Consider the following 26021-nt stretch of genomic DNA (forward strand, 5'->3'; position numbering starts at 1 on the left):
GGGTGAAAAAGAGGGGTGCAGAAACAACAAAGCCCGCCTGAGCGTCCTCCAGCGGGCTTGTGCAAAGGCCGGTTGAGGGCCTTGCAAGAAGTGCTTAGTACAGCTTCTTGGGCAGTTGCATGCTGCGAACGCGCTTGTAATGGCGCTTGACGGCTGCAGCTTTTTTGCGCTTGCGCTCGGTCGTGGGCTTTTCGTAGAACTCGCGGGCACGCAGGTCTGTCAGCAGGCCGAGTTTTTCGATGGTGCGCTTGAAGCGACGCAGGGCAACGTCAAACGGCTCGTTTTCTTTCACGCGGATGGTGGTCATTGAATCAATTTTCCAAAATGTGTGCCGGTCGCTGAAGCAAGGAAGATCGTGCCTTGCCACCCGATACCAGCGGTTCCCCGTCACGAACTAGTATTTGGCAGACGGGGGTTTGCCAGCAAAGCCTGCGATTATAGCCTCATATGAGTGGCCATCACGGACGGACGACATGGCGTCATGTGCCTTTGTGACAGCTTGTGACCACTGTAGGGCGAGTGCCTCGGTTTTATCTGTGAAAATCAATAAAATGAAACATAAATGAATAAATTTAACCGAATGGGTGGGTGTGCAATGGGCTTTAAAGCATGGCTATTCACAGTGTGGGTGTGCTGCTCAGGCGTGGCCTGGGGGCAGGGGGCCGCATTGCCGACCGCCAAGCCGCCGTCCGTGGTGGTGGTGCTGGCCGGGGGCGGGGCCAAAGGTTTTGCCCACCTGGCCGTATTGCGTCAATTGGAAAAAGACCATATTCCGATTGCTCGCATCGTTGGCACCAGCATGGGGGCTGTCATTGGCGGTTTGTACGCCACCGGCTTGTCAACAGACGACATCGAGCGCGTGATTGGCGGGCTGGATCCCGCCAAAGTGGCGCTTGACCAACTCAACCGTCTTGAACTGCCTTCACGCACCCGTGCGTACCAGCAGAAATACCCGGTGGAGCTGGAGTTTGGCATCAAGAGCGGGGGGTTGAGCTTTGCCCGCGGGGTCAGTGATGGACAACGCTTTTTGGCTTTGCTGCAAGAGCTGACGGCGCATGTGCCGCCGCAAGTGAATTTCAACAACCTGAAGATCCCATTTCGTGCTGTGGTAACGCGTTACCGCGATGGCGAGATGAAGGTGTTTGACCAAGGAGCCTTGCATTTGGCCATTCGTGCGAGCATGGCCGCCCCTGCCGTGTTTGCCCCGGTGGAAATCGATGGGGAGACTTATGTGGACGGCGGTCTGGTGGCCAACTTGCCTGTTGAAGTCGCTTTGCAGGAAGGTGCAGATGTGATCGTTGCGTCGTTTTTGGCAGGCGGCGTAGACGATGGCAAAACCGAGCAGGCCAACCATGCGCTGGTGGTGGCCAACCGGATGATCGACATCATGATTCGCCAGAATGAAAAGCGAAATTTGACCCTGTTGCGCCCACAGGACGTGCTGGTCAAACCGTCCTTGCAGGATGTGGGGTTTGCTGATTTCAACCGCGCAGCCGAGATCGTGCAGCGAGGCCAGGTCGCCGTTTCAGAGGTCGGCGTGCGGTGGGCCGATTTGAAAACGCATTTTGCGCAATCAACGGCAAGGCCAGCGGGTAACCGCTTGTCGTTTCATCAGCGGGAAAAGCGCATTGTGGGCATTGAAGCCAAAGGCCAGAGCGATGTGTCGCAGGCCTATATCCGCTCGGTGTTGTCGCCCCTGCTGGAACAGGAATTTTCTGCGGTCGAAACCGAGCGTTACATCGACGAGCTGTACACCAGCGGATTCTTTGATCTGGTCAGTTACAGCTTGCAGCAACAGCAAGGAGATCAGTACAAATTGATCGTTCAAGTGCGGGAAAAGCCCTACAGCCCGCACTTCATGAAAACCACCTTGGGTTTTTCCACGGAAGACAGCGGGGTAACGCAGTTTTCGACAGGTTTTGGCTATCGTCGCCCTTGGTTGACGCCCTCAGGGCTGGAGTTTTCTTTGGATGCCCGCTTGGGGACCCAGTCTGAATTGGCGGCACGCTTGTACCAACCCTTGTCCAGCCGCTGGAGTGTGGAAACCGGTGTGTCCTGGGACAGCAACCATTTGCCCATTTACCGCATGGCCATCGACCGTGACGATCTGAGTACCCAAAAGCTGGCGTATTTCAACCAGACGGTGCAGACCTGGGATGCCCAGCTGGTCTATGACCTGGAGCGCAAGGCCAACATCAAAGTGGGTCTGACTTCAGGGCGCATTCGCCGAACCCTGGATACCTACAGCGAACTGCTGGCTTCTGCGGGCAACTCCAACAGTGACTTCAGCTACACCGGCTTGAAGACCCAATTGCAAATTGACCAGCTGGACTCGCTGAGTTTTCCGACCCGGGGCTATTACTTGAACGCCAGTGTGGAGCAGGGCGTCTCTGGTAACTCTTATGGCACGGGACGATTGAGTGCCAAAGTGGCCCACGGTGTTGGGCCACATATATTCAACTTGGGCCTGAATCTGGCGCAGGAAAGGCTGACGCAAGACTGCCAAAAATGCCAATCCCCCACTTTGCTGTTTTTGGGCGGCTTTCAGCTCATGGGGGCCTACCGCATGGGGCAATTGGCGGGCAATCAGCTGGCCCATGTACAAGGCACTTACATGTACCGTTTGACGGAAGGCGGCTTGCTCAAGCAAAAAACCTATGTGGGCGCTGTTTTGGAAGCGGGTGATGCCTGGCTTCAGGGGGAGGCCATGCGAACACGCTACAGCGCGACGGCCTTCGTGGCTGTGGACAGCAAGATCGGCGACATCTATCTGGGGACAGCCAGGGGGTCTGGCAATGTCTATACCTTGTTTGTGCAGCTGGGCAGGCGCTTCAGCTTCTGACGGGTGTGCTTTGTGCTGACAGTGCCTGCCCACAGGCGCTGGCGCTGGCCCAGGCCCATTGGAAGTTGTAGCCGCCCAACCAGCCGGTCACGTCCACCACCTCGCCAATGAAAAACAAGCCCGGCTGTTTGGACTCCATCGTCTGTGAAGACAGATCCCGCGTGTCCACCCCGCCCAGCGTGACCTCGGCTTTTTTGTAGCCCTCGCTGCCCGTTGGCATGAGGCTCCAGTTCGACAGCGCCTCAGCCAGCTTGTTCAGCGCCTTGTCCGGCACCTCGGCGCAGGTGCGCTGCAAGGCCGCGTCCTGGCCCACCCAGGCTTCGGCCAGGCGGCTGGGCACCAGGGTGGCCAGCTCGTTGCCCAGCAGTTTTTTGGAACGCAGCTTCACTTCGGCCAGACGTTCGGGCAGCTGCACCTCGGGGGCCAGGTTCAGGCGAATGGGGGCGCCGTCTTTCCAGTAGCTTGAGATCTGCAGCACCGCCGGACCCGACAGGCCCCGGTGGGTGAACAGCAAGTCTTCGTCAAAGTGCATGCGGGTTTTCTTTTCGCCCGTCTCGATGCTCACAGGCAGCGCCAGTCCAGCCAGTTGGGCATAGGGCGCCCAGGCCGCGCCGTCAAAGGTCAGGGGCACCAAGCCAGCCCGACGCTCCACCAGGCGCAGGCCAAACTGCGTGGCCACTTCGTAGCCCCAGCCCGTGGCGCCGATCTTGGGGATGGACAAGCCGCCTGTCGCCACCACCAGCGATCGTGTTTGCAGCGAGCCCTGTGGAGTGTCCAGTTCGTAGCCGCCATCGGCGATGTGCCGAATGGCTTGTACGCCGCAGCCGGTGCGCAGCGTCACGCCGCCCGCATCGCACTCGGCCAGCAACATGCGGATGATGTCCTCGGCCGAGTGGTCGCAAAACAGCTGGCCCTTGTGCTTTTCGTGGAAGGCGATGCCGTGCTTTTGCACCAGATCGATGAAGTCCTGCGGGGTGTAGCGCGACAGTGCCGAGCGGCAAAAGTGAGGGTTTTGGCTGATGAAGTGTTTTTGAGGGGCCGATGCGTCGAGCAGCCGGTTGGTGAAGTTGCAACGCCCGCCACCCGAGATGCGGATTTTTTCGGCCACCTTGTCACTGTGGTCCAGCACCAGTACCTTCAAGCCGCGCTGGCCTGCAATGCCCGCGCAAAACAAGCCGGCAGCCCCGGCACCCACGATCACAGCATCCCATTGGTTCATGCGGGGGAGTGTAGCTGGATTGGTGGACGCTCATGCGCATGCAATGCGCATAAAATCTGCTTGAAAGGGACGTGCGCCATGTCAAATTTCGAATCCACCGCCAAAAAACCTGTCAACCTCTCGCTCAGCGAAGCGCTGGTGCAAGAGGCCCGCGCTTATTGCGGCAACCTCTCGGCCAAGGTCGAGGAAATGCTGCAGGCGTATGTGGTCTCTGAGCGGCAGTCACGCCAGCAGCACCGCGAACAGGCGCAGCGGGCCGTGACCGACTGGAATGCCTTGCACGATGGCGTAGGTTCTTATGCCGACGGCCATTCCACGCTGTAACGTGCATTGAGCGATGCCACAGTACGACGTTCACCTGAACCCCGGCCCCATGCGCGCCACCGTGCCCATGGTGGTGCTGGTGCAGTCTTCGTTGTTTGATGGTTACCGCCGCCGGGTCGTGGTGCCACTCGTGCTGCGTTCGGCCTTGCCAGCCGGGGCCAAGGTGGCGGGCACCCGCATGAACCCGGTGTTCAAAATCAAGGGGCAGACCCTGGTGCTGCACCCACTGGACATGGTGTCTGTCGCCAGCGACCAGCTCGGGCCGTGTGTGGGCAGTCTGGCCGATCAGGGGCAGGTGATCGCCGATGCGCTCGATGAGCTGCTCACGCGCAGCTGGGGCTGATTTCAGGCCACTTTGTGTGAAGTGTTGGTCTGCGCAGCCCAGGCCCGCGCACCCTGCACCACATCACCCACCACGATGATGCTCGGGCTTTGCAGGCCCTCGCGCTGCACGGTGGACACCAGTTCGCCCAGCGTGGTCAGGGCCTGGCGCTGTGTGGGCAAGCTGGCCTGCTGCACCACGGCCACAGGGGTGTGGGCAGGCAGGCCTTGCAGCAAGCCTTGGCAGATGTGGTCCAGGCTGCTCACGCCCATGTAGATCACCAGCGTCAACTTGGCCTGGCGGGCCGTGGCCGCGAGCTGCGCCCAATCGGTTCCGCTGTCGCCGGGTTTGGCGTGGCCTGTCACAAACACCACGCCGTGCGCGTGCTCGCGGTGGGTGAGCGGTGCGCCCAGGCTGCTCATGCCCGCCAGACCCGAGGTGATGCCGTTGACCACCTCGACGTCGATGCCCGCTTGGCGAAGGTGCTCAACCTCTTCGCCGCCTCGGCCAAAAATGAACGGGTCGCCTCCCTTGAGGCGCACCACATGCTCGCCTTCTTGAACAGCGGTGATCATCAGTTTGTCGATAAAAGCCTGTGGTGTGCTCTTGCAGCCGCCGCGTTTGCCCACCTGCACGATGCGGGCGCTGGGGGATGCGTGTTCGAGCACTGCGTCGTTGACCAGATCGTCCACCAGCAGCACGGTGGCGCTGGCAATGGCTTTCACGGCTTTGAGGGTCAGCAGTTCGGGGTCGCCGGGGCCCGCACCGACCAGGGTGCAGCGGCCTGGGGTGGTTGCGTTCATGCTTTCACCTCATGCAGGATGTGTTGGACTTGCAGTGCTATCGACTCGGGCACCGGCAGCAGGCCTTGCAAAACATGTTCGGTGTAAATGGCCGTGGCAGCAGCGTCGGTCGTGGGCAGTTCGGGCACTTGCACCAATGAGCCTTCTTTCTGGTCTTGCACGCGCCGTGTCTGGCCGTCTTTGAAAACGTCCATCGCCGGGGTGCGGCGGGCATCGGCCACGGGCTCGCCCTCGGTGCCGCGCAACAGCAGGGCGTGCTGGCCCGTCAGGGCAAAGGTGGCCGACATCGACTGTAAATATTCAGGGTGGGTGTAGCTGCCCACCACCAAGGCAGGGCCGTCGCAAGGCTTCATCAGTTTGACCAGGCTGTGCCCCGGGTTGCGCAGGCCCACCACCCGGCGCACCGCCAGCAGGCGTTCCAGCCCGGCGTTCAGCTCGCCCGTGGGCAGAAAAACCACTTCACCGGCTTTCACTTGCGGTGAGTGGCCAGAAGCAACAATGCCCAACTCGGTCAGCACCGCCTGGCTGCTCACGCGTTTGTCTTCGGTGGCTGTGCCGTGCACCACCACGGCCACGCCTTCGCGGGCCATCAGCAGCGCCAAAAGCGGGGTGAGTACCGGCAGCTTGCGCGCGCCGTTGTAGCTGGGCAACACCACAGTGGGCGCTTGGCCCGAACTGACCTTGTTCAACCGGGCATGGGTGGCGTCCAGAAACCCGGCCATCTCTTCGGGCGTTTCACCCTTGATGCGCATGGCGATGCAAAAAGCGCCCAACTCCAGGTCGCTCACCTGTTGGTCGAGTATCTGGCCCATCAGGTCGGTGGCTTGCGTGCGACTGAGCGCACGCGCGCCGTCTTTGCCGCGGCCGATCTCTTTGATGTAGTGGCTGATTCCCATGCCCGCGATTGTGCTGGAAGCCAGATAACCGCTGGTTATATGGGTATGGCGTTCAGGCCGGGGCCATGCCATGCTGGCGCTTGAGCGCGTCGCAGGCAGGCGACTGCCAGAAGGCCAGCAGGTCGCGCATGGCCTCAGGCTGTGCGCAAGACGCCGCCACCGAACCCGAGAAGGTGGTGATGATCTCCACCGCCTGGGGCAGTCCACCCACGATGGTGATGCCTTGCACGCCCAGCATTTCGCTCAGCTGCTGAAAGCCCAGCGCCACTTCGCCTTGGGCCACCAGCGAGCCCACAGGCACGCCGGGTTTGGCTTGCACGATGCGTTGGGCGATTTCACTCGCGATGCCCCAGGCCTCGAACTGTTTGGCCAGTTGCACGCCGCTCGGGCCTGTCGAATAGCCCAGCGTGGGCGCGGCCAGGATGGCGGCCTTGAGCGCGGCTTCGGTCGAGATGTCGGGCACGGGCTGGCCCGCAGGCACGGCCACCGCCACGCCCGAGCGCACCAAGTCGGCGCGGCTGCCTGTCAGCACATGGCCGCTGGCTACAAGTTTGTCGATCGCGTCGCTGGCCAGCACCACGCCGTCAAAGGCTTCGCCCGCTTGCACGCGCTTGGCGGCATCGACGCCGCCGACCGACTCGACCAGCACCTGAACGTCGGGAGCCTGCGCTTTGTAAAGCGCCACCAGATCGGCCAGCAGGGGTTTGGTGGCCATGGAAGAAATCAGTCGGAGTGTGGTCATGTTTGGCTTTGAATGGATGACTGGTGCAGGAGCGACGCCCCCGTCGCGATGGGGTCGCTTCGTGTGGCAGGTGGTACGGCGACCATCGCAACGAGGGTGTCGCTCCCACAAAGGATTATGGCCAAGGGCAGGGCCTGCGCTCATGCCCCGCTTAAACTACCTGTCATGCGAATCTTGGGTATCGAATCTTCTTGCGACGAGACAGGTGTGGCTTTGGTCGAGACCACGGGCGAGGCTTTGCCGCGCTTGTTGTCGCACGCGCTTTACAGCCAGATCGAGATGCACCAGGCCTATGGTGGCGTGGTGCCCGAGCTGGCCAGCCGCGACCACATCCGCCGTGTGCTGCCGCTCACGCGCCAGGTCATGGCCGAGGCGAGGGCGACTTTGGCCGATGTGGATGTGGTGGCCTACACCCGTGGACCTGGTCTGGCTGGGGCGCTGCTGGTGGGCTCGGGCGTGGCTTGCGCGCTGGCTGCAGCTCTTGGCAAGCCGGTGCTGGGCGTGCACCACCTCGAAGGCCATTTGCTCTCGCCATTTTTGAGCGCCGATCCGCCCGAGTTTCCCTTCATTGCTTTGCTGGTGTCTGGCGGACACACCCAGCTGATGCGGGTGGACGGCGTGGGCCGCTACGAGCTTTTGGGTGAAACCATTGACGACGCGGCAGGCGAAGCCTTTGACAAGTCGGCCAAGCTCATGGGCCTGCCTTACCCGGGTGGCCCGGGTTTGTCGCGTCTGGCCGAGCAGGGCAACCCGGCCGCTTACAAGCTGCCGCGCCCGCTGCTGCACAGCGGGGACTTTGATTTTTCTTTCGCGGGCCTCAAGACGGCTGTGCTCACGCAAAGCCAGAAGATTGGTCCCGCCGCTCACACCGAAGGCGCCCCCGAGCGTGCCGATTTGGCCGCATCTACCCAGGCGGCGATTGTGGAAGTGCTGGTCAAAAAATCCATGAACGCGCTCAAGGCCAGCGGCATGAAGCGTTTGGTGGTGGCTGGTGGCGTAGGGGCCAACCGCGAACTGCGTGCGCAGCTCAATGCCGCCTGCGCCAAAGCTGGGGTGCGCGTGCATTACCCCGAGTTGCATCTGTGCACCGACAACGGAGCCATGATCGCCATGGCGGCGGCTATGCGCCTGCAAGCGGGTGCCCAGCAAGCTGAAGCTCGCTACAGCTTCGACGTGAAACCGCGCTGGCCCTTGCACGAACTGCTCGCTCCGTGAGCTCAAGTCGGGGTCTTCGACCACCGACCTAAAGAGGCAGGGCGTTTTGGCAGGTCGGTACTCGAAGAGTCCGACAGTCAGCAAATGACCAGAGCCTCTTGCTCAAGGTTTGTGGATAAAAGCCGCTTGTCGGGGTTTTTGACCACCGACCTACAGGACACCACGGTGTTTTGGTAGGTCGGTACTCGAAGAGTCCGACTTCTTCCGAAGTCCTTCAGGGGTGAGCGCGCACAGATGCGCCATGGCGCTCTCGGGCTGAAAGCCACGCCTCGAATGCTTGCGCACTGGTTTTGTTGGGCGAGTAGCCGAACAGCGTTTTGAGGGCGGTGTTTAAAAGCACAGGCCGGTAGCGCAGAAAGTCGAGTTGCTCGGGGCCGTAACGGCTGATGCCCAGTTTGTGCCCCACAAACAAAGCGGTTTGCAGCAGCCAGGCAGGCAAGACAAGGGCTTGTTTGTTCAAGCGCTGAGCGATGTCGAAGATCGTCAGAGCCCCGTCACCGGCCAGGTTGAAGCAGCCACTCTCGGCCTGGCCGCTCAGCGCATGCATGATGGCGCCGGTAACGTCTTCGTCCCAGATGAACACAAAGGGGCTGTCACTGCCACGGATGGCCAACAGGCGCTTTTTCTCAAACAGGGCGGTGATCTGGTTGTTGACCCGCTCGCCCAGGATGGTGCCGATGCGCAGCACGGTTTGCGCCAGTTGCGGGTGGCTCTGGCGGTATTGCGCCAGCATCTCTTCGACCAGGCGCTTGTGGTGCGAGTAGGCAAAGCTCTCGTTGCCGCGCAGCGGCATGTCTTCGGTGAGCCAGGCCGCGTTGTCGGCGTGGTAGCCGTAGGCCGCGCCGCTGGACGAGACCACAATGTGCGCCACGCCGTTTTGCACACAGGCTTGCAGCACGTTTTGGGTGCCACCCACATCGACGGAATATTCAAATTCGCGGTTCGAGTCTTTGCCGGGCGTGACGATGGAGGCCAGGTGCACCACGGTGTCGATGCGGTGGGTGGCAAGGGTGCCCTCCAGCGCCGGGTCGCGCACATCTTGCGTGACGTAGGTGATGCCAGGCAGGCGATTTTCGGGTGTCACCTCGCGCACATCGACCGCGACCACGTGTGCGCAAGTACGGCGTTCTGCGAGGGTGCGAATCAGGCCCAGGCCCAAAAATCCAGAGGCCCCGGTGACCAGCACGCGGGCGGCTTGAGGTGCCTTCACGCTGTGGGGTCCACCGCGGCAGGGCCGCCACTGCTCAAGGGTTTGCGCGCCCACCAACCGGCCAGGATCAGGCCCGCGATGATGTCCCAAAAGCCCCAGACGCCGGCCACCACGGCCATGCCGCCCAAGCCGTTGAAGAAGCTGAAGATCAGCACCAGGCCCAGACCCGCGTTGCGGATGCCCACTTCGATGGACACGGCGCGGCAGTCGTAGTCGCTCAATCGCGCCAAGCGCGCAATCGACCAGCCGGTGGCAAAGGCGAGGGCATCGTGCAGCACCACCGCCATGAGCACCAGACCGACATAGTCCATGAAGTAGCGCCAGTTGCCCGCGATGGCACCGATGATGAAGCCGATCAGGGCCAGAAAGCTGAGGATGCGCAAGGGCTTTTTAAAGCGCGCTGTAAAAGCCGGAAAGCGGTGCACGCAAGCCAGGCCCAGCACAAAGGGCAGGCCGATGATCAGGAGGATGTGCACAAACATCTGCACCGGATCGAGCGCGATGCTGGTCAACAGCTTGGACGCCGTGGGGTGGATGCTGCCCCAGAAGGCAAAGTTCAGCGGCATGGCGAACACCGAGATGGCGTTTGACACGGCGGTCATGGACACGCTGAGCGCCACATTGCCGTTGGCCCGGTGGGTCAGGATGTTGCTCACGTTACCCGGTGGGCAGCAGGCCACCAAAATCATGCCCAGTGCGATGCTGGGCGCAGGCTGCAGCAAGAGCGTGAGGCCAAAGGTGATGGCGGGCAGGACCAGAAACTGCGCCGCAATGCCCACTGCAAAGGCCATGGGCATGCGCAGGAGACGGCGAAAGTCTTCAATGCGGGTATCGAGCGCGATGCCGAACATCAAAAAGCCCAGCACTGCATTGAGCACCGCCAGCGAGGCGGGGTTGAAGTTCAGGCGGATCTCGTCAACAGGCAGCATGGGGTGTTCCTTATGGGGGCTGTGGTCAGGCCAGCGCGGCCGAGGCTTGGCGCACGGCGGCGCGGTAGGCGTCTTTGTTGACGTAGTAAGCCATGCGTTCGAGTTGCAGGTAGCGGTAGCCCCCCGACACATCGGGCGAGGGGCCTTGGCGGGCCTGGTTCAAGGCCGCCGCTGCTGCGCTGCCGCTGTCCAGTCCCTTGAAGTAGCGGGCCACCAGCTCGGCTTGTTCGTAGCGGCCTTGCCAGCCCAGGCCACTGGCCTCGACCATGCCCAGCACGGCCAGGCGGCTGAACTGTGGAGAGAGCATGTTGAGGTAGAGCTTGGGCGCCATGCCTTGCCAGTTGAGCAGGGCGCGGTCGATGAAGGGGTAGTGCAGCTTGTAGCCGGTGGCGGCCATGACCATGTCGTAGTCTTTTTGGCTGCCGTCCTTGAAGTGCACGGTGCGGCCGTCCATCCGCGCGATGTCGGGGCGCACCTTCACATCGCCATGGCCGATGTGGTACAGGATCAGCGAGTTGACCACCGGGTGCGACTCGTACATTTTGTAGGTGGGCTTGGGGAAACCAAAGCGCACCGGGTCGCCGGTGAACCATTTCAAGATGGTGCTGTCAACGGCTTGCTTCAGGCGCATGGGCAGCGTGATCTTGCCGCCCACGGTGTCGGCCGGTTTGCCAAACACGTATTTGGGCACGAAGTAATAACCCCGGCGCACCGAAATGTCGATGCTTTGGGCGTGGTGCACGGCGTCGACCGCAATGTCGCAGCCCGAGTTGCCCGCGCCCACGATGAGCACGCGCTTGCCGTCGAACTGGCGGGCGCTTTTGTAGGCCGAGGTGTGCAGCAGCTCGCCGCTGAACTGGCCTTCAAAGGCGGGCATATTGGGCTCGGCCAGGGTGCCGTTGGCAATGACCACGCCTTTGTAGTTGGCCGTCTCCAGTGGGCCGTTGCCGGGGTCGATGCTCACGCGCCAGAGCGTGTCGGGGGCATCACTGACCGGTTCGACCCGGACCACGCGCACGCCAAAGCGGTAATGCCGCAGCAAATCGAAATGCTCGGCATAGGCCTTGAAATAAGGCAGCAACTCGCGGTGGCTGGGGTAGTCGGCCACATCACCAGCCATCGGAAATTCGGTGAATTCCGTCATGCGTTTACTGGAGATCAGATGGGCGGACTCGTAGACGGTGGAGCGGGGGTTGCCTGCGTTCCACAGGCCACCCACTTCGGTGTGGGCTTCAAAGCCCTGAAAGGGCACGCCGTGCAGGCTGAGCGCCCGCGCACCGGCCAGGCCAGCGGGGCCTGCGCCGATGAGGGCGATTTGTTCTTCGGTGGGGGTGGTGTTCATGGTGGGGACGATGAGGATGGTGGCAGACCCGGAATGGGGGTGGCGCCCGCCTGGCCTGCACGCGGCTTGCGGGGCTGGCCCAGCAAGATGTGGTCGTGCAAGCGGGTGGGTAGCAACGACAAGGCTTTGGACAGCCAGCCGATGCGCCGGGGCAAGACGATGTGTTCACGGCCTTGGTCCACCCCTTGCAGCAAAGCGCTGGCGGCTTCGTCGGGGCCGAGCAGGCCGGGCATGGCGAAGGTGTTGCCTGCCGTGAGCGCGGTGCGCAAATAACCGGGGCTGACGGTGTGAACGGTGAGTTGCGTGGGCCGCAATTCGGCGCGCAGGCTTTGCAAATAGGCGATCAAGCCCGCTTTGCTGGCGCAATATGCGCCATTGCCTGGCATGCCGCGCCAACCTGCCACACTGGCCACGCCGACCAGCGCGCCGCCTTGGCCGCTGTCACGCATGGTGCTCAAAAAAGGGTGGAAAGTGGTGGCTACGCCCAACAAGTTGATCTCCAGCATGCGGCGCATCACCGTCAGGTCGGTGGCCTCTGCGGTGTCAAAGCCACCGGCCACGCCCGCATTGGCAATGACCAAATCGGGTACGCCGTGGTGTTGTAGCCAGTCTGCGCCCATGGCTTGCATGGCGACTGCATCCGAAACGTCGGGGGTGTAAATGCGGCAACGCTTTGGCGCCAGCGCCGCCAAGGCGTTCAAGGCCTTGGTGTTCATGCCGACCAGGGCCACTTGGGCGCCTTGTTCGATCAGAAGACGCGCCAGGGACTGCCCTAGGCCCCCACAGGCGCCGGTGATGACTGCGTTGCGAAACATGTTGTGCTGAAAATCCGTGAATTTGTTCTGAACGATTTTGGCATGTCAAGGTGCTCACGCCCTTCGGTAAAGACCCTTGTACGGGCCCGGCAGTCGGATGTCGGAGTCTTCGACGACCGACCTGCGGGGCGTATGCGGTCTTGCAGGTCGGTACTCGAAGAGTCCGACCTTGCGTGTTCTTCGGGAGTTGCAAGAGGGCTACGCGTCAGACACCCAGATGCAGATCGAGCACAGTGGGCGATTCGCGCAGCTGTTCGGAGCTGCCTTCATAAGCCACTTCGCCCTTTACCAAAATCACGTTGCGGTCAGTGATCTGTGTGACGTGTTTCCAGTTTTTGTCCACGATGATGGTGCTGATGCCGCTTTGCTTGATGAGGCTGCAGATGCGCCAGATTTCTCGGGCGATCAGCGGGGCCAGTCCTTCGGTGGCTTCGTCCAGAATCAGCACATCGGGGTTGGTCATCAGTGCCCGGCCGATCGTGAGCATTTGTTGCTCGCCGCCTGACAGCTGCTGGCCGCCGTGGTTCAGGCGCTCGGTCAGGCGTGGGAAGGTTTCCAGCACGCGTTCATAGGTCCAGTCGCGTTGGCCTTGTGTGCCAGCGCGGGCCGCCATCTTGAGGTTTTCAACGACGCTCAGGTTGCCGAAGATGCCACGGCCCTCGGGCACATAGGCGATGCCCATTTGTGCGACTTCAAAGGTGGGGCGACCATTCATGGCTTGGCCCTTGATTTGCACGGTGCCACTTTGCGGTGGCACGATGCCCATGATGGACTTCAGCAGTGTGCTTTTGCCCATGCCGTTGCGGCCCATCAGGCCAATGGTTTCGCCGCGGGCGACAAAGAAGTCGATGCCGCGCAGGATGTGGCTGGCACCGTAGTAAGTGTTCAGGCCTTGGGCGTTGATCAAGAGTTCGCTCATCTCAATGTTCCTCACCCAGGTAGGCGGCTTGCACGCCGCTGTCGGCGCGCACGATCTGGGGTTTGTCGCTGGCGATCACCTGACCGTTGACCATCACCGTCAGGTGGTCGGCCAGGGTGAAGATCGCGTCGATGTCGTGTTCAACCAGCATCATGGCGTGGTCTTTTTTCAGGCGCAGCAAGAGCTGCACCATGCTTTCTGCCTCCGCCAAGCCCATACCGGCCAGCGGCTCGTCCAGCAACAGGACCAACGGCTCGGTGGCCAGCGTCATGGCAATTTCCAGCTGGCGTTGTTCGCCGTGACTGGCCGCGCCTGCGATGGTGTGGCGGCGGTTTTGCAGACCTGCCAGCTCCATGGCGCGCTCGGCCCGTTCGTTGACGACTTTCATGTGGGCGGCTTGGCTGAACCAGCCCATTGGGTTGAAAGGCGAGGGTTGCACACGCGACTGCGCTGACAGGCGCACGTTGTCCCAGACGCTGAAGGTGCGGAAGATGTTGGTCTTTTGGTAGCTTCGGCCCAGACGGTGGCGCGAGATTTTTTCGGGTGCCCAGCCGGTGATGTCGGTGCCGCTGAGCGTGATGGTGCCGCTGGTGGGGGGCAAGTCGCCCGAGAGTAAATTGGTCAGCGTGGATTTGCCCGCCCCGTTGGGGCCGATCACGGCATGGATGTGGCCAAGCCACAGGTCGACGTTGACTTGCTGGACGGCGGCCAACCCACCAAAACGTTTGGTCAGCTGGCGTGCCGACATCAGGGTTTGGCGCTCACTCATGGTGCGCCTCCTTGCGTGCAAAGATGCGGGTGATGATTCCCAATATGCCTTTGGGGGCAAACACAATCAAGGCCACGATGAACAGGCCCATCCACATTTGCCAGTGTTTGCCGGTTTCAAAGTTGCCAATGGCGGGCAGGTCCTTGAAGACACTCAGCAGGACTTCAAAAGAAAAGGCGCCAATGATGGCCCCAGCGAAATTGCCCATGCCACCCAGGATGACCATCATGATGGCGTGCGCGCTCATGTGAAAGCCCATGAGTTCGGGGTTCACAAAGCCGCTTTGCGCAGCCCACAGGTAACCCGCCAGTCCGGCCAGCGCACCGGCCAGCGTGAAGGCCGCGAGCTTGTGTCTGAAGGTGTCAAAACCTAAAGCGCGCATGCGGTGCTCGTTCACGCGGATGCCCGACAGGGCTCGGCCAAAGGGGCTCCACAGCAGGCGGCGCAAGAAGCCGTACACACCGACCAGGCAGGCGAGTGTGAAGAAATAAAAGACCTGCTTGTTTTCCAGGTTGACCACGACGGCATCGGGCTTGAAGTTCAGGAAGAGACCGTCGGAGCCGCCCAGAACCTTGTTGTCAAAAAACACGAAGAACACCATTTGCGCAAAAGCCATGGTGACCATGATGAAGTAAATGCCTTGTGTGCGCACCACCAGAACGCCAATGATGAGTGCAGCGAGTGCCGAGGCGCCTACGGCAATGGGCAGGCTGCTGTAGAGGCTGATGGGGTTGTCTTGCGGCGTCAGAAAAGCCAGCGCATAACCGGCAATGCCAAAGTAGGCCGCATGACCCAGCGACACCAGACCGGTGACGCCTTGCAGCAGATCAAGGCTCATCGCAAAGATGGCCAGGATCATCATGCGGTTGACCATGTCGATGTAAAAGTTGCTTCCGACAAAGGGGAAGGCAAGCAAAGCCGCAAGGCCCAGCACGAGCAGCAACTGCACGCTGCGTGGCAGGATTTCCAGATGGGTTTGGGGGGCGCTCATGTCGATCTCACTGTTTGAAAAGGCCTTCGGGCTTGTACAAAAGCACCGCAGCCATGAGCACATACACCAGCATGCCGGAAACCTGCGGCAGCAAGACTTTGCCAAATGTGTCGACCAGGCCCACCAGCAAGGCTGCGATGAGTGCACCGCGCACCGAGCCGATGCCACCAATGACCACGACCACAAAGCACATGATCAGCACTTGAGAGCCCATGTTGGGGTAAACACTGGAAATGGGGGCGGCGATCATGCCGGCAATGGCCGCCAGGCCCACACCCAGCGCAAACACCACCGCATGGATCAAGCTGATGTTCACGCCCAGCGCTTCGGTCATTTCGTGGTTGAAGGCACCCGCACGGATCTTCATGCCCAGGCGGGTTTTGGAAATCAGCAAATACAGACCCAGTGCGAGCAGCAGGCACACGCCTGACATGAACAGGCGATACACCGGGTAAGACAGGGTATCGGTCAGTGCAATGGATGCTGACAGGACTTCGGGAATTTGCACGCCGTGCACATCGTCGCCCCACAACATGGAGCGCATTTCTTCAAACACATAGATCAACCCAAAGGTCAGCAGCACTTGATCGAGGTGATCGCGATGGTAAAAGTGTTTGAACAGCAGCTTTTCAAGCAAGAGGCCAAACACCACCGACAGCGCGGTGCCCACGATGATGGCCAGGGTGAAGCTGCCCAGAATTCCCGCCAGTGACCAGGCCAAGTAAGCGCCCAGCATGTAAAAGCTGCCATGCGCCAGGTTCACCACGCCCATGATGCCGAAGATCAGTGTGAGGCCTGCGGCCAGCATGAACAGCAGCAGCCCATACTGGACGCTGTTGAGCAGCTGGATCAAAAAATTGATGAAGTCCATGGGTTTTCTACAAGATGAAAAACGGTCATGTCATGGCCATTGGGGAAAGAAAAACGGCGGATGTTTCCGCCGTTGTTGGGAGTGTGGGTTTGCGGGGCACGGCTCACCGTGCGCCGTGCATCACAGGCGGCAGCCTGCGCCGGAATCTGCCAGGGCCTTGACGGCCACACCCAGCACCTTGTTCTCACCCTTGACCACTTCGCGCAGGTACATGTCTTGCACGGGGTTGTGGGCTTTGCTCATGGTCCACTTGCCGCGTGGGCTGTCGATCACGGCGCCTTCCATGGCTTTGTACAAAGCCGGTTTTTGGCTCAAGTCGCCTTTGACCGCGTTGGCACCCTGGATCAGCAGCAAGCCCGTGTCATAGCCTTGCACCGCGTACACGTCAGGCTGCATTTTGAAAGTCTTGGCATAGGCCAGGCGGAATTCGTGGTTGCGCTTGGTGTCCAGGCTGTCGGCGTAGTGCAGGGTGGTCATCACGCCTTCGGCAGCGGGACCTGCGGCTTCGATCACGCCTTCGGTCAGGAAGCCCGAACCGTACAGGGCGATCTTGCCCTTGAGGCCCGCAGCGGCAAAGTCTTTCATGAACTTGGCCGCAGCGCCACCAGCGAAAAAGCAGGCCACGGCGTCAGGCTTGAGGGCAGCGATTTCGGTCAACAGAGCCTGGAATTCGACGTTGGGGAAGGGCAGGCCCAGTTCCTTGACGATGGTGCCGCCGGCCTTGGTGTAGCTGTCGCGGAAACCCTCAAAGGCTTCGTCACCAGCGGCGTACTTGTGCGTGATCCAGACGGCCTTCTTGTGGCCGCGCTTGACCATGGTCTCGCCCAGCGCCATGGTGGGTTGGCTGTTGGAGAAGCTGGTGCGGAACACGTTGGGCGCACACAGGGCGCGGGTTGCAGCATGCACACCCGCATTGGGAATCAGGCTGAGCACGCCACTGTCGCGAGCCACTTTGTGGATGCCCATCTGCACACCCGAATGCACGGTGCCGATGATGACGTCGACCTTGTCGCGCTGCACCAGTTTGTTGGCGTTTTCGATGCCTTTGGACGGTTCGGATTCGTCGTCAACCTTGAACCATTCAATTTCGCGGCCGCCGAGTTTGCCGCCTTGTTCGTTGATGGCCATGCGCACACCGTTTTCAATGGCCACACCCAGCTGGGCATAGGTGCCGGTGTAAGGCAGCATGAATCCGACGCGGATTTTGCCGCTTTGGGCCAGTGCGGTTTGCGGCAGCAAAAGACCAGCAGAGCTGGCTCCCAGCAGGGCAGCACCCTGGGTCAGCATTTGTCGGCGGGAGGTCAAAAAATGGGTCATGGTTGTCTGTCTCCTGTGGTGCAATGGAATGATCGAATGCTGGAGGATTTCCTGTGCAATCTGGTCAAAGCATAGCGGATGATCGTGTCACGATAAATGCATTATCTTGCTTGTCTTTGCTGATTTTTCTAGGTGGATACCCTCAAGATGGGGCTTGACACGCATCAAAACGCATGTTTTTCTGAGACTATAGATCCGGCCCTGTGAAGTTTGAAGTGAAAGGCTTTTCTTGGCATAGCGATCAGTGTGGGAGCCCCGCCCTCGGGGCGATGGGTAGTGGTCTGCGAGGCTCCATCGCGGCGAGGGCGCCGCTCCCACAAAAAAGCGTTCATGCAAACTTCATCGGGCCGGATCAATAGAAACATAGTGCTCCTGTTGCTCAAGGAAACCGCGCTACATGCTTGGCGTCTACGGCCATGCCATCAAGGGACATCCGCAAAGCTCAGATGGATATTGAGGAACGATAAGGATGCGCTATCGCAGAAATTTACGATGCCTTGTTGACGTCGACAAGTCGCCTGCGAAGACCGGGTAGGCATCATGCTGGCAACAGTGAAAGGAATGGGGGTTATTGAAGGCTATGCCGGAATCGTTGGTGATTTGGCATGTCGGGCCTGTAGGGTCATGCGGCCATGGCATGTAGAGAAAACTTGGCCTGCCCGCCTGGGATCGAACCAGGGACCCACAGCTTAGAAGGCTGTTGCTCTATCCAACTGAGCTACGGACAGATGCTGCAAAAACAAAAGGCCCTGACGGGCCTTTGTTTTTAAATGGTCGGAGCGGCGGGATTCGAACTCGCGACCCTCTGCTCCCAAAGCAGATGCGCTACCAGGCTGCGCTACGCTCCGACTGCATGTATTCTAACCGTCAAAAGCTTGGTTTTTTGACGCGCTGCACAAACAAGTGAAATCTTTCAGCGTTTTTTGTACTGAGCGGACCCGAACAGCGTTTGTTTGGCCTTGTCATCCAGCAGCGGTTTGCGGGCATCGGCCAGGACCAGCACGGCTTTTTGCACCGCCGGGCGTTCTGCGATCCGGTCAAACCAGGCTTTCAGTCGCGGGTAATCGGCCCAGTCGATGCCCTGGTTTTGCCAACTGCGCAGCCAAGGGAAGATGGCCATGTCTGCAATCGAGTAGTCTCCGCCTGCGATCCAGTCCTGGCTCTTGAGTTGTTTGTCCAGCACGCCATACAGACGCTTGGCTTCGTTGGTGTAACGCTGGACGGCGTAGTCGATTTTTTCGGGAGCGTAGATGCGAAAGTGGTGGGCTTGTCCGAGCATGGGTCCGAGGCCCCCCATCTGGAACATGAGCCATTGCAGCACATCGTATTTGGCGCGGTCAGATGCGGGCAGGAAGCGTCCGGTCTTGGCCGCCAGATACAGCAAGATGGCGCCCGACTCGAAGAGGGAAATCGGTTGGCCATCCGGCCCATCTGAGTCGACCAAGGCTGGAATCTTGTTGTTGGGGCTGATTTTCAGGAAGGAGGGCTTGAACTGGTCGCCTTGTCCAATGTTGACTGCATGCACCCGGTAGGGCAGACCGCATTCTTCAAGCAAGATGTGAATTTTGTGGCCGTTGGGCGTGGGCCATGTGTAGAGGTCGATCATCTGAAAATCCTTGGGGATGGGACAAGAAGGGGGGATCATCGCAAAAAAACGGCCTGCAAGTGCAGGCCGTTTATAGGGGAGTGCGCGCGATCAGCTGCCGCGTGTGATGGGCATGTCCACTTCGCCAGGCATGGCCAGGTGCTTGGCCAGCTCCAGCTTGGCCAGGGAGTTGCGGTGCACTTCATCCGGACCGTCGGCCAGGCGCAAGGTGCGCTGATGGGCGTAGGCATAAGCGAGCGGGAAGTCTTGCGACACACCGCCACCGCCGTGGGCCTGGATGGCCCAGTCGATGATCTGGCAGGCCATGTTGGGGGCCACGATCTTGATCATGGCGATCTCGGCTTTCGCCACCTTGTTGCCTACGGTGTCCATCATGGAGGCCGCTTTAAGAGTCAGCAAACGGGCCTGCTCGATCATGCAGCGGGACTCGGCGATGCGTTCTTGCCAGACCGTCTGACGGGCCACTTCGCGGCCAAAGGCCACGCGGCTGTTCAGGCGCTTGCACATCAACTCCAGCGCACGCTCGGCGATGCCAATGGTGCGCATGCAGTGGTGGATGCGTCCGGGGCCCAAGCGGCCTTGGGCGATTTCAAAACCTCGGCCTTCACCCAGCAGGATGTTGTCGACCGGAACGCGCACATTCTTCAGCACCACTTCCATGTGGCCGTGTGGCGCGTCGTCGTAGCCAAACACAGACAAGGCACGCACCACCGTGATGCCAGGGGTGTTGGCAGGCACGACGATCATGGATTGCTGTTCGTGGCGACCCGCGTCGGGATTGGTTTTGCCCATGACGATGTAGACCGCGCAACGTGGGTCGCCGGCACCGGACGACCACCACTTGCGGCCGTTGATGACGTATTCGTCGCCATCGCGGCGGATCTCACATTCGATGTTGGTGGCATCCGACGAGGCCACATCGGGCTCGGTCATCAGGAAGGCTGAGCGGATCTCGCCTTTGAGCAGAGGCTCCAGCCATTCGTCCTTGAGGCTTTCGCTGGCATAGCGCTCCAGCGTTTCCATGTTGCCCGTGTCAGGGGCTGAGCAGTTGAAAATTTCGGCGGCAAAGGGCACGCGGCCCATGATCTCGCACAGGGGGGCGTATTCCAGATTCGACAGGCCTTGTGGGGCGCGTGTGGATTTGGGCAAAAACAGATTCCACAAACCTGCGGCCAGCGCCTTGGGCTTGAGTTCTTCCACTATCTTGGTCGGCACCCAGGCGTTGCCTTTGGCCCGGTTTTCGGCGATTTCCGCAAAGAACCTCGCTTCATTGGGGTAAATGTGTTCGTCCATGAAGGCCAGCAAGCGGGCCTGCATCTCTTTGACCTTGGGGGTGTATTCAAAATCCATGGTCTGTCTCCTTGAAGTGAGGGGGGAAAGGGGTGAGGGGTGTTGGATCAGGCTTTGCAGGCAAACTGCCAGGCCAGCTCGGCCATGGGGCGAGCGCCTGCGCCAGATGTTTTGGCCTGATCGCTGGAGGCGGTGCCGTCTTCCACGCGTTTGGCAATGCCTTGCAAAATGGCCGCAATGCGGAACATGTTGTAGGCCAGGTAGAAGTTCCAGTCTTTGGCCAGGATGTCTGGTGTAGTGAAGCCTGTGCGCTCGCAATAGCGGCGGATGTATTCGGCTTCTGAGGGAATGCCCAGAGCGGCCAAGTCCAGCCCGCCGATGCCCCGGAAGGTGCCCGGGCTGATGTGCCAGGCCATGCAGTGGTAACTGAAGTCCGCCAGCGGATGGCCCAAGGTGGACAGCTCCCAATCCAGCACGGCCAGCACGCGCGCTTCAGTCGGGTGGAACATCAGGTTGTCCAGTCGGTAGTCGCCGTGCACGATGCTGACCAGTGAATCGTCCTTGGCGCTGTCCGGGATGTGCTTGGGCAGCCATTCGATCAGTTTGTCCATTTCCGGGATGGGCTGGGTGATGGATGCTGCGTATTGCTTGCTCCAGCGTCCGATCTGTCGCTCGATGTAGTTGCCCGGTTTGCCATAGCTGGCCAAACCGCGTTCGGCAAAATTCACTTTGTGCAGTGCGGCCATGACGCGGTTCATTTCGTCGTAAATAGCGCCGCGTTCGCCCTGTGTCATGCCGGGCAGGGACTGGTCCCACAGGACGCGACCTTGCACAAACTCCATCACATAGAAGGCACGCCCAATGACCGATTCGTCATCGCACAGCACATGCATTTGGGCCACGGGCACGTCGGTGCCATGCAGGCCTTGCATCACGGCAAATTCGCGCTCAATGGCGTGGGCCGAGGGCAGCAGTTTGGCCACAGGGCCTGGCTTGGCCCGCATCACGTATTGGCGTGATGGGGTGATGAGCTTGTAAGTGGGATTGGATTGGCCGCCCTTGAACATTTCCACGCTCAAGGGGCCTGCAAAGCCGGGCAGTCTGGCGCTGAGCCAGTTTTCCAGGGCTGCGATGTCGAAGGCGTGGGAGCCCGTGACAGGCCGGGTCCCCACGAAATGATCAAAAGCACTCATGGGGCACCTGTTGCCGCTTGTTTCAGCGGTGATTGAAGTTGAAAAATCCGGGTCAGTGATCCGCGTTGACGATTTGCATCAAGCCTTCCCGATCCAGCACCAGCAGACCACCCGGCTCGATCCGGATGATGTGCTCGCGCTCCATTTGCTTGAGTTCCTGGTTGACCCGCTGACGCGATGCGCCCAGCAGTTGCGCCAGTTCTTCTTGCGCCAGTTGCAAGCTGATGCGAATCGCCTTGGCGTCCGACAAGCTGGGCACCCCGTAGCTGCGCAGCAAGTGGTTGAGTTGCTTGGCCAGTCGGGCGCGCAAGGGCAGGGTGTTGAGGTCTTCCACCAAGCCGTAGAGTTGGCGAATGCGACGTGCATGCAGACGCAACATCGCATCGTAGAACTCGACGTGTTGCGAGAGGATTTTTTTGAAGTCGGCTTTGGCCACGTTCAGTGTGGTCGTGTCGCCATGCGCATAGGCATCGTGCGTGCGCCGATCCCCGTCGAAGATCGAGACATCGCCAAACCAGATGCCCGGCTCCACATAGGTCAATGTGATTTGTTTGCCCGAGACCGAGGTCGAGCTCACGCGCACCGCACCCTTGGCGCAGGCGATCCACTGCTCGGGGGGCTCCCCCCGTGCAGCGATCATGTCGCCGTCCTTGTAGCGTTTGACGTAAGCGCATCGAAGTATGTCGTGCCGAAGCGATGGTGAAAGGGTTGAAAACCAGCGACCGTTGTTGATCGCTTCTCTTTCTTCCATTGTCAGAATGGGTTCGTCCATGGGCTGTCTTTTCAGTGACTGGAAAATGGTTTTTTGTCGCCTGGGGGACCGGGCGGCTTATTCGTACTGCGGCGTTTGTTTGTTCAAAAACGCCGCAATGCCAATGCCTGCATTGCTGTGGTGCAGGTTCTTGACAAAGTGGTCGCGCTCTCGCGCCAGTTGCGCATTCAGGCTGCTGCCATCGGCGTCGGCCAGCAGTTCCTTGACGCTGCTCAGCGCGTTGGGCGCACGGGCATTGAGTTGACCCGCCAGCTTCAGGGTTTCGTTCAAGGCTTGCGCGGGGTCGGTCAATCGGTTGACGACACCCAGTTGTTGCAAACGTTCAGCGCCGATGCGCTCGCCGCACATCAGCAGCTCGGTGGCCAGCTGGCGCGGGACGGCACGCGACAGGCTCCAGCTGCCGCCGCCATCGGGTGACAGGGCAATGCCGCTGTAAGCCATCACGAACACGCTGTTGCGTGCGGCCACGATCATGTCGCAGGCCAGAGCCAGCGAGAAACCGGCGCCCGCAGCAGGCCCTTCGACGGCTGCGATGACGGGTTTGGGAAAAGTGCGAATGGCCTCGATCCAGTTGTGCAAGCCTTCTATGCTTTGCGCCTGGTGCTCAGGGGGCAACTGGCGGTTGTTTTGCAAGCGTTGCAAATTGCCGCCTGCGCTGAAGATGCCATTGGCCCCGGTGATGACCACGCTGCGCACATCAGCGTTGGACTCGGCCACGCTCAGGGCTTCCACCCCGGCGGCGTACATCTCTGGCCCGAGTGCATTGCGGAACTCCGGATTGCTCAGGGTCAGGACAAGGGTCTGGCCTTCGCTGGTGCTGATCAGTTGTGCGGTCATGCTCAGTCTTCGGTGTGCAAGAGGGACAAGCCAATGGCCCCGCGGCGGCGCAGCCAGGGGCTGGGGCGATAACGAGGATCGCCATAGACCGTCTGCATGTTGAACAACACTTCGAGCGCGTTGGTCGGGCCATAGCGGTTGCCCATGGCCAATGGGCCCAAGGGATAAGCCAGGCCCAGGGTCACGGCGGTTTCCAGGTCCTGCGGGGTGCAAATTCGTTGCTGGCAAATGTCTGACGCGATGTTCACGATGGTGGCCACCACGCGCTGGGTGATGAAACCACCGCTGTCACGGATCACCGACACCGCCTTGCCGTCGCGGGCAAACAGGGCGTGCGCCGCATCGCGCATGTCGGTGCGGGTGGCGGGGTTGGTGGCCAGCACGCGGCGCTTGGTGGCGGCGTCGTCAATCAACATGTCGATGCCCACGGTGCGGGCCGGGTCCAATCGTTCGACCACGGCCACGGTGGTGATGTCAAAGCCCAATGGGGCCACGATGGTCAGCGCTTCGGGGGAGGGCGAGGCACCGGTTTCGATTTTGGCACCCAGGTCCTTGAGCAATTGCAGCAGCTCCATGCGGCGCGCCGCGCGAGGCGACACCCACACGGGCGGGATGTTCTCCACCACGGGCACGGGAGCCTCGGCGGGGACTTGGGCTGTGCCATCCACGTATTTGTAGAAACCTTCGCCGACCTTTTTGCCCACCAAACCACCGGCCAGACGTTGGGCGGTGATCACATTGGGCCGGTAGCGCGGCTCCTCGTAATACTGGTGGTAAATGGCTTCAATGACGTGGTGCGACACGTCCAGCGCCGTCAGATCAAACAGCTCGAAGGGGCCGAGTTTGAAGCCGACCTGGTCGCGCAAGATGCGGTCAATCGTGGCGAAATCAGCAATGCCCTCACTCACGATGCGCAGGGCTTCGGTGCCGTAACCACGCCCTGCGTGGTTGACGATGAAGCCAGGCGTGTCTTGCGCCTGTACGGGGGTGTGCCCCATCTGGCGGGCATATTCGGACAGACGCTCGCAGACGGCAGCGTCAGTTTTCAGGCCCGCAATGACTTCCACCACTTTCATGAGCGGCACAGGGTTGAAGAAGTGGTAGCCCGCAAACTGGGCGGGGCGCTGCAAAGCGGCGGCAATGGCGGTCACCGACAGCGAGGAGGTGTTGGTCACCAGCACCGCCGTGGGGGGCAGCACCTTTTCCAGGTCTGTAAACAGGCTCTTTTTGATCTCGATCTTCTCGACAATGGCCTCGACCACCAATTCACAGTCGGCCAGGTCTTGCAGGCTTCTGGCCCCCAGCAGGCGGCTTTTGTAGCCAGCCACGATTTCGGCGGTCAGGCGGCCTTTTTCATGCAACTTGTCCCATTGCTGGAACACCGCGTCACGGGCTTTTTGAATGGCTTCGGCTTGCGTGTCATACAGCCAGACCTGGCTGCCCGCTTGTGCGGCGATTTGGGCGATGCCCCGGCCCATGGCGCCGGCGCCAATGATGGCGACTTTTGAAAATGCGAGGGTCATGTAGAAAAATGAAAAGTCATTGACCATAAGACCAGTTGCTTCACACCCGGTGACACCTGTCAGGTGTTCAAGGCGGTAACTGGCGCGTAACGGGGCATTATCGCCCCAGATTCAGGGTTCAACCGGGGCGGGGCAAAGGGTGAAGCCGGGCATAACGCGTGGCCAGCGCGCTCAGGCCCATGGCCACCAACATGCCCATCAGGCTGAAATGCGGCAAGGCGATCAAGCCCTGGTGAACAATCACGGCCCCACCGATGGTGGCCCCCAGGGCCTGCCCTGCATAGATGGCCGAGGTGTTCAAAGCCACCGAGGCTGACGCCAACCAAGGCGCTTGGACAACCAGGCGTGCTTGCTGGGCCGAGTTGGAGGCAAAAACACCCAACCCCCAGGGCAGCAGCGCCAGACCCATGGCGATCCAGCTGGTGGTCCAGGGGGTCAGCAGCATGCCTGTGGCAATGCACATCAGGGCCATGAGCACGGCGCGGGGTGTGCCCACCCGCTCAATGTGACGCGACAGCAAGGCATTGCCCACAAAGCCCATGGCGCCATAGCCCAGCAGAAGGGCGCTGAACTGGGCCGGACTGGTGGAAAAGCGGGTCGTCACATACGGCGCCAGATAACTGAACAAAATGAATTGACCGGCTGCCGACATCACCGTGACGCTGAGCGTGACCAGCAAGGTGCGTGACGACAAAGTTTGCCGCCAAGCCGCTGCAGACAAGGCGGGGGGGACCACACGCTCAGGCATGCGGCGCCAAAGCCACAAGGCACCCACGAAAGAAAGTGCCGAAATCAGAGCCATGGACCAGCGCCAACCCCACACGCCGCCGATCCAGGCGCCCAGTGGGATGCCGATCACCGACGCCACCGACCACCCCAGAAACACAAACGTGATGGCCCGCCCGCGCTGGTGCTCGGGCACCAGCAGGGCAATGCAAGAAGCCGCCTGGGGTGTGAAGATGGCTGCTGCCAGCATGGCCAACATGCGACATGCCAGCAAACTGGAGAAACCGGGTGCCACGGCCGCCATGGCATGCCAAAAGCCATACCAAACCAAGCTCCAGCTCAGCAGTTTTTTGCGATCCCAGCCGGCCACCCAGGCCGCCAGGAAGGGAGCGCCGAGGCAAACGATCAGGGCACTCACGGAGATCAGTTGCCCCGCTCGGGTCACTGAAACCTGCAATGAGGCGATGACGTCGTTCAGGATGCCGGTGGCGATCATCACGCCACTGCCAATGACCACATTGCCAAACAACATGGGCCACAAAACCCCC

General features: G+C 60.8%; 25 protein-coding genes and 2 tRNA genes. 4 read left to right on the forward strand and 23 right to left on the reverse strand.

The genetic code is table 11. The features are described 5' to 3' along the window. Positions 1-94: 94 nt before the first annotated feature. Entirely contained in the window at positions 95-307 is a 213-nt protein-coding gene (gene rpsU, locus B9Z51_RS14175) for a 30S ribosomal protein S21 (RefSeq protein ID WP_053175654.1), read from the reverse strand. Between the two features lie 255 nt (positions 308-562). Here rpsU and B9Z51_RS14180 point away from each other — a divergent pair, with 255 nt between their 5' ends. Beyond that, positions 563-2842, forward strand: coding sequence for a patatin-like phospholipase family protein (locus tag B9Z51_RS14180; RefSeq protein WP_108375771.1), 2280 nt, complete (start codon positions 563-565; stop codon positions 2840-2842). Here B9Z51_RS14180 and B9Z51_RS14185 read toward each other — a convergent pair. After that, positions 2832-4061 (reverse strand): NAD(P)/FAD-dependent oxidoreductase, encoded by a 1230-nt coding sequence (locus B9Z51_RS14185; protein WP_108375772.1) that lies wholly within the window; start codon positions 4059-4061, stop codon positions 2832-2834. The genes B9Z51_RS14180 and B9Z51_RS14185 overlap by 11 nt on opposite strands. Positions 4062-4139: 78 nt before the next feature. Here B9Z51_RS14185 and B9Z51_RS14190 point away from each other — a divergent pair, with 78 nt between their 5' ends. Then, entirely contained in the window at positions 4140-4385 is a 246-nt protein-coding gene (locus tag B9Z51_RS14190) for a type II toxin-antitoxin system CcdA family antitoxin (protein WP_108375773.1), read from the forward strand. Between the two features lie 13 nt (positions 4386-4398). Then, on the forward strand, positions 4399-4728 hold the full coding sequence (locus B9Z51_RS14195) for a CcdB family protein (RefSeq protein ID WP_108375774.1): 330 nt from the start codon (positions 4399-4401) through the stop codon (positions 4726-4728). Positions 4729-4730: 2 nt separating this feature from the next. On the opposite strand, the gene cobA is transcribed toward B9Z51_RS14195, so the two are convergent. From cobA to B9Z51_RS14210, 3 genes are read right to left on the reverse strand one after another with little or no spacing between them, the layout of a single operon-like run. After that, entirely contained in the window at positions 4731-5510 is a 780-nt protein-coding gene (gene cobA, locus B9Z51_RS14200; RefSeq protein WP_108375775.1) for a uroporphyrinogen-III C-methyltransferase, read from the reverse strand. Continuing rightward, positions 5507-6406, reverse strand: a complete 900-nt coding sequence (gene ybiB / locus B9Z51_RS14205) for a DNA-binding protein YbiB (protein ID WP_108375776.1) — start codon at positions 6404-6406, stop codon at positions 5507-5509. Before ybiB ends, cobA begins: the two co-directional genes overlap by 4 nt. A gap of 52 nt (positions 6407-6458) precedes the next feature. Continuing rightward, positions 6459-7148 carry a substrate-binding domain-containing protein gene (locus B9Z51_RS14210; protein WP_108375777.1) on the reverse strand — a complete coding sequence of 230 codons (690 nt, stop codon included), beginning with the start codon at positions 7146-7148 and terminating at the stop codon, positions 6459-6461. Positions 7149-7313: 165 nt separating this feature from the next. On the opposite strand from B9Z51_RS14210, the gene tsaD reads away from it, so the two are divergent. Beyond that, positions 7314-8363, forward strand: a complete 1050-nt coding sequence (gene tsaD, locus B9Z51_RS14215) for a tRNA (adenosine(37)-N6)-threonylcarbamoyltransferase complex transferase subunit TsaD (RefSeq protein ID WP_108375778.1) — start codon at positions 7314-7316, stop codon at positions 8361-8363. A gap of 214 nt (positions 8364-8577) precedes the next feature. On the opposite strand, the gene B9Z51_RS14220 is transcribed toward tsaD, so the two are convergent. The 18 genes from B9Z51_RS14220 to B9Z51_RS14305 form a co-directional block, all read right to left on the reverse strand. After that, positions 8578-9573, reverse strand: a complete 996-nt coding sequence (locus B9Z51_RS14220) for an SDR family oxidoreductase (RefSeq protein ID WP_108375779.1) — start codon at positions 9571-9573, stop codon at positions 8578-8580. After that, the gene (locus B9Z51_RS14225; protein ID WP_108375780.1) at positions 9570-10502 is read right to left on the reverse strand and encodes a bile acid:sodium symporter family protein; all 933 of its coding nucleotides are present in this window, start codon (positions 10500-10502) and stop codon (positions 9570-9572) included. Before B9Z51_RS14225 ends, B9Z51_RS14220 begins: the two co-directional genes overlap by 4 nt. A 25-nt stretch (positions 10503-10527) precedes the next feature. Next, complete coding sequence (locus B9Z51_RS14230) at positions 10528-11844, reverse strand: NAD(P)/FAD-dependent oxidoreductase (RefSeq protein ID WP_108375781.1); 1317 nt, start codon at positions 11842-11844, stop codon at positions 10528-10530. Next, a complete protein-coding gene (locus B9Z51_RS14235; RefSeq protein ID WP_108375782.1) occupies positions 11841-12659 on the reverse strand; it encodes an SDR family oxidoreductase in 819 nt (272 codons plus the stop codon). The genes B9Z51_RS14230 and B9Z51_RS14235 overlap by 4 nt, the downstream gene beginning before the upstream one ends. A 205-nt stretch (positions 12660-12864) precedes the next feature. Then, a complete protein-coding gene (locus B9Z51_RS14240) occupies positions 12865-13578 on the reverse strand; it encodes an ABC transporter ATP-binding protein (protein WP_108375783.1) in 714 nt (237 codons plus the stop codon). A 1-nt stretch (position 13579) separates the two neighbouring features. Beyond that, positions 13580-14347, reverse strand: a complete 768-nt coding sequence (locus tag B9Z51_RS14245) for an ABC transporter ATP-binding protein (RefSeq protein WP_108375784.1) — start codon at positions 14345-14347, stop codon at positions 13580-13582. Beyond that, on the reverse strand, positions 14340-15338 hold the full coding sequence (locus B9Z51_RS14250) for a branched-chain amino acid ABC transporter permease (RefSeq protein WP_108375785.1): 999 nt from the start codon (positions 15336-15338) through the stop codon (positions 14340-14342). Before B9Z51_RS14250 ends, B9Z51_RS14245 begins: the two co-directional genes overlap by 8 nt. Positions 15339-15345: 7 nt before the next feature. Beyond that, complete coding sequence (locus B9Z51_RS14255) at positions 15346-16209, reverse strand: branched-chain amino acid ABC transporter permease (protein WP_108375786.1); 864 nt, start codon at positions 16207-16209, stop codon at positions 15346-15348. Between the two features lie 120 nt (positions 16210-16329). Then, entirely contained in the window at positions 16330-17514 is a 1185-nt protein-coding gene (locus B9Z51_RS14260; protein WP_108376027.1) for an ABC transporter substrate-binding protein, read from the reverse strand. A gap of 663 nt (positions 17515-18177) precedes the next feature. Next, positions 18178-18254, reverse strand: a tRNA-Arg gene (locus tag B9Z51_RS14265). Positions 18255-18297: 43 nt separating this feature from the next. Next, positions 18298-18374 (reverse strand) — tRNA-Pro (locus B9Z51_RS14270). A 65-nt stretch (positions 18375-18439) separates the two neighbouring features. Further along, a complete protein-coding gene (locus tag B9Z51_RS14275) occupies positions 18440-19132 on the reverse strand; it encodes a glutathione binding-like protein (RefSeq protein WP_108376028.1) in 693 nt (230 codons plus the stop codon). A 90-nt stretch (positions 19133-19222) separates the two neighbouring features. Further along, positions 19223-20482: an acyl-CoA dehydrogenase family protein gene (locus tag B9Z51_RS14280; protein ID WP_108375787.1), complete on the reverse strand. Its 1260-nt coding sequence runs from the start codon at positions 20480-20482 to the stop codon at positions 19223-19225. Between the two features lie 47 nt (positions 20483-20529). Next, positions 20530-21615, reverse strand: a complete 1086-nt coding sequence (locus B9Z51_RS14285; protein WP_108375788.1) for a phosphotransferase — start codon at positions 21613-21615, stop codon at positions 20530-20532. A 52-nt stretch (positions 21616-21667) separates the two neighbouring features. Next, positions 21668-22387: a Crp/Fnr family transcriptional regulator gene (locus B9Z51_RS14290; protein ID WP_108375789.1), complete on the reverse strand. Its 720-nt coding sequence runs from the start codon at positions 22385-22387 to the stop codon at positions 21668-21670. Between the two features lie 57 nt (positions 22388-22444). Further along, positions 22445-23224: an oxepin-CoA hydrolase, alternative type gene (locus B9Z51_RS14295; RefSeq protein ID WP_108375790.1), complete on the reverse strand. Its 780-nt coding sequence runs from the start codon at positions 23222-23224 to the stop codon at positions 22445-22447. 2 nt (positions 23225-23226) lie between these two features. Next, a complete protein-coding gene (locus tag B9Z51_RS14300) occupies positions 23227-24747 on the reverse strand; it encodes a 3-hydroxyacyl-CoA dehydrogenase (protein WP_108376029.1) in 1521 nt (506 codons plus the stop codon). A gap of 118 nt (positions 24748-24865) precedes the next feature. Continuing rightward, positions 24866-26005 carry an MFS transporter gene (locus B9Z51_RS14305; protein WP_108375791.1) on the reverse strand — a complete coding sequence of 380 codons (1140 nt, stop codon included), beginning with the start codon at positions 26003-26005 and terminating at the stop codon, positions 24866-24868. Positions 26006-26021: the final 16 nt, after the last annotated feature.

This window comes from Limnohabitans sp. T6-5, from assembly GCF_003063315.1.
Classification (GTDB): domain Bacteria; phylum Pseudomonadota; class Gammaproteobacteria; order Burkholderiales; family Burkholderiaceae_C; genus Limnohabitans_A.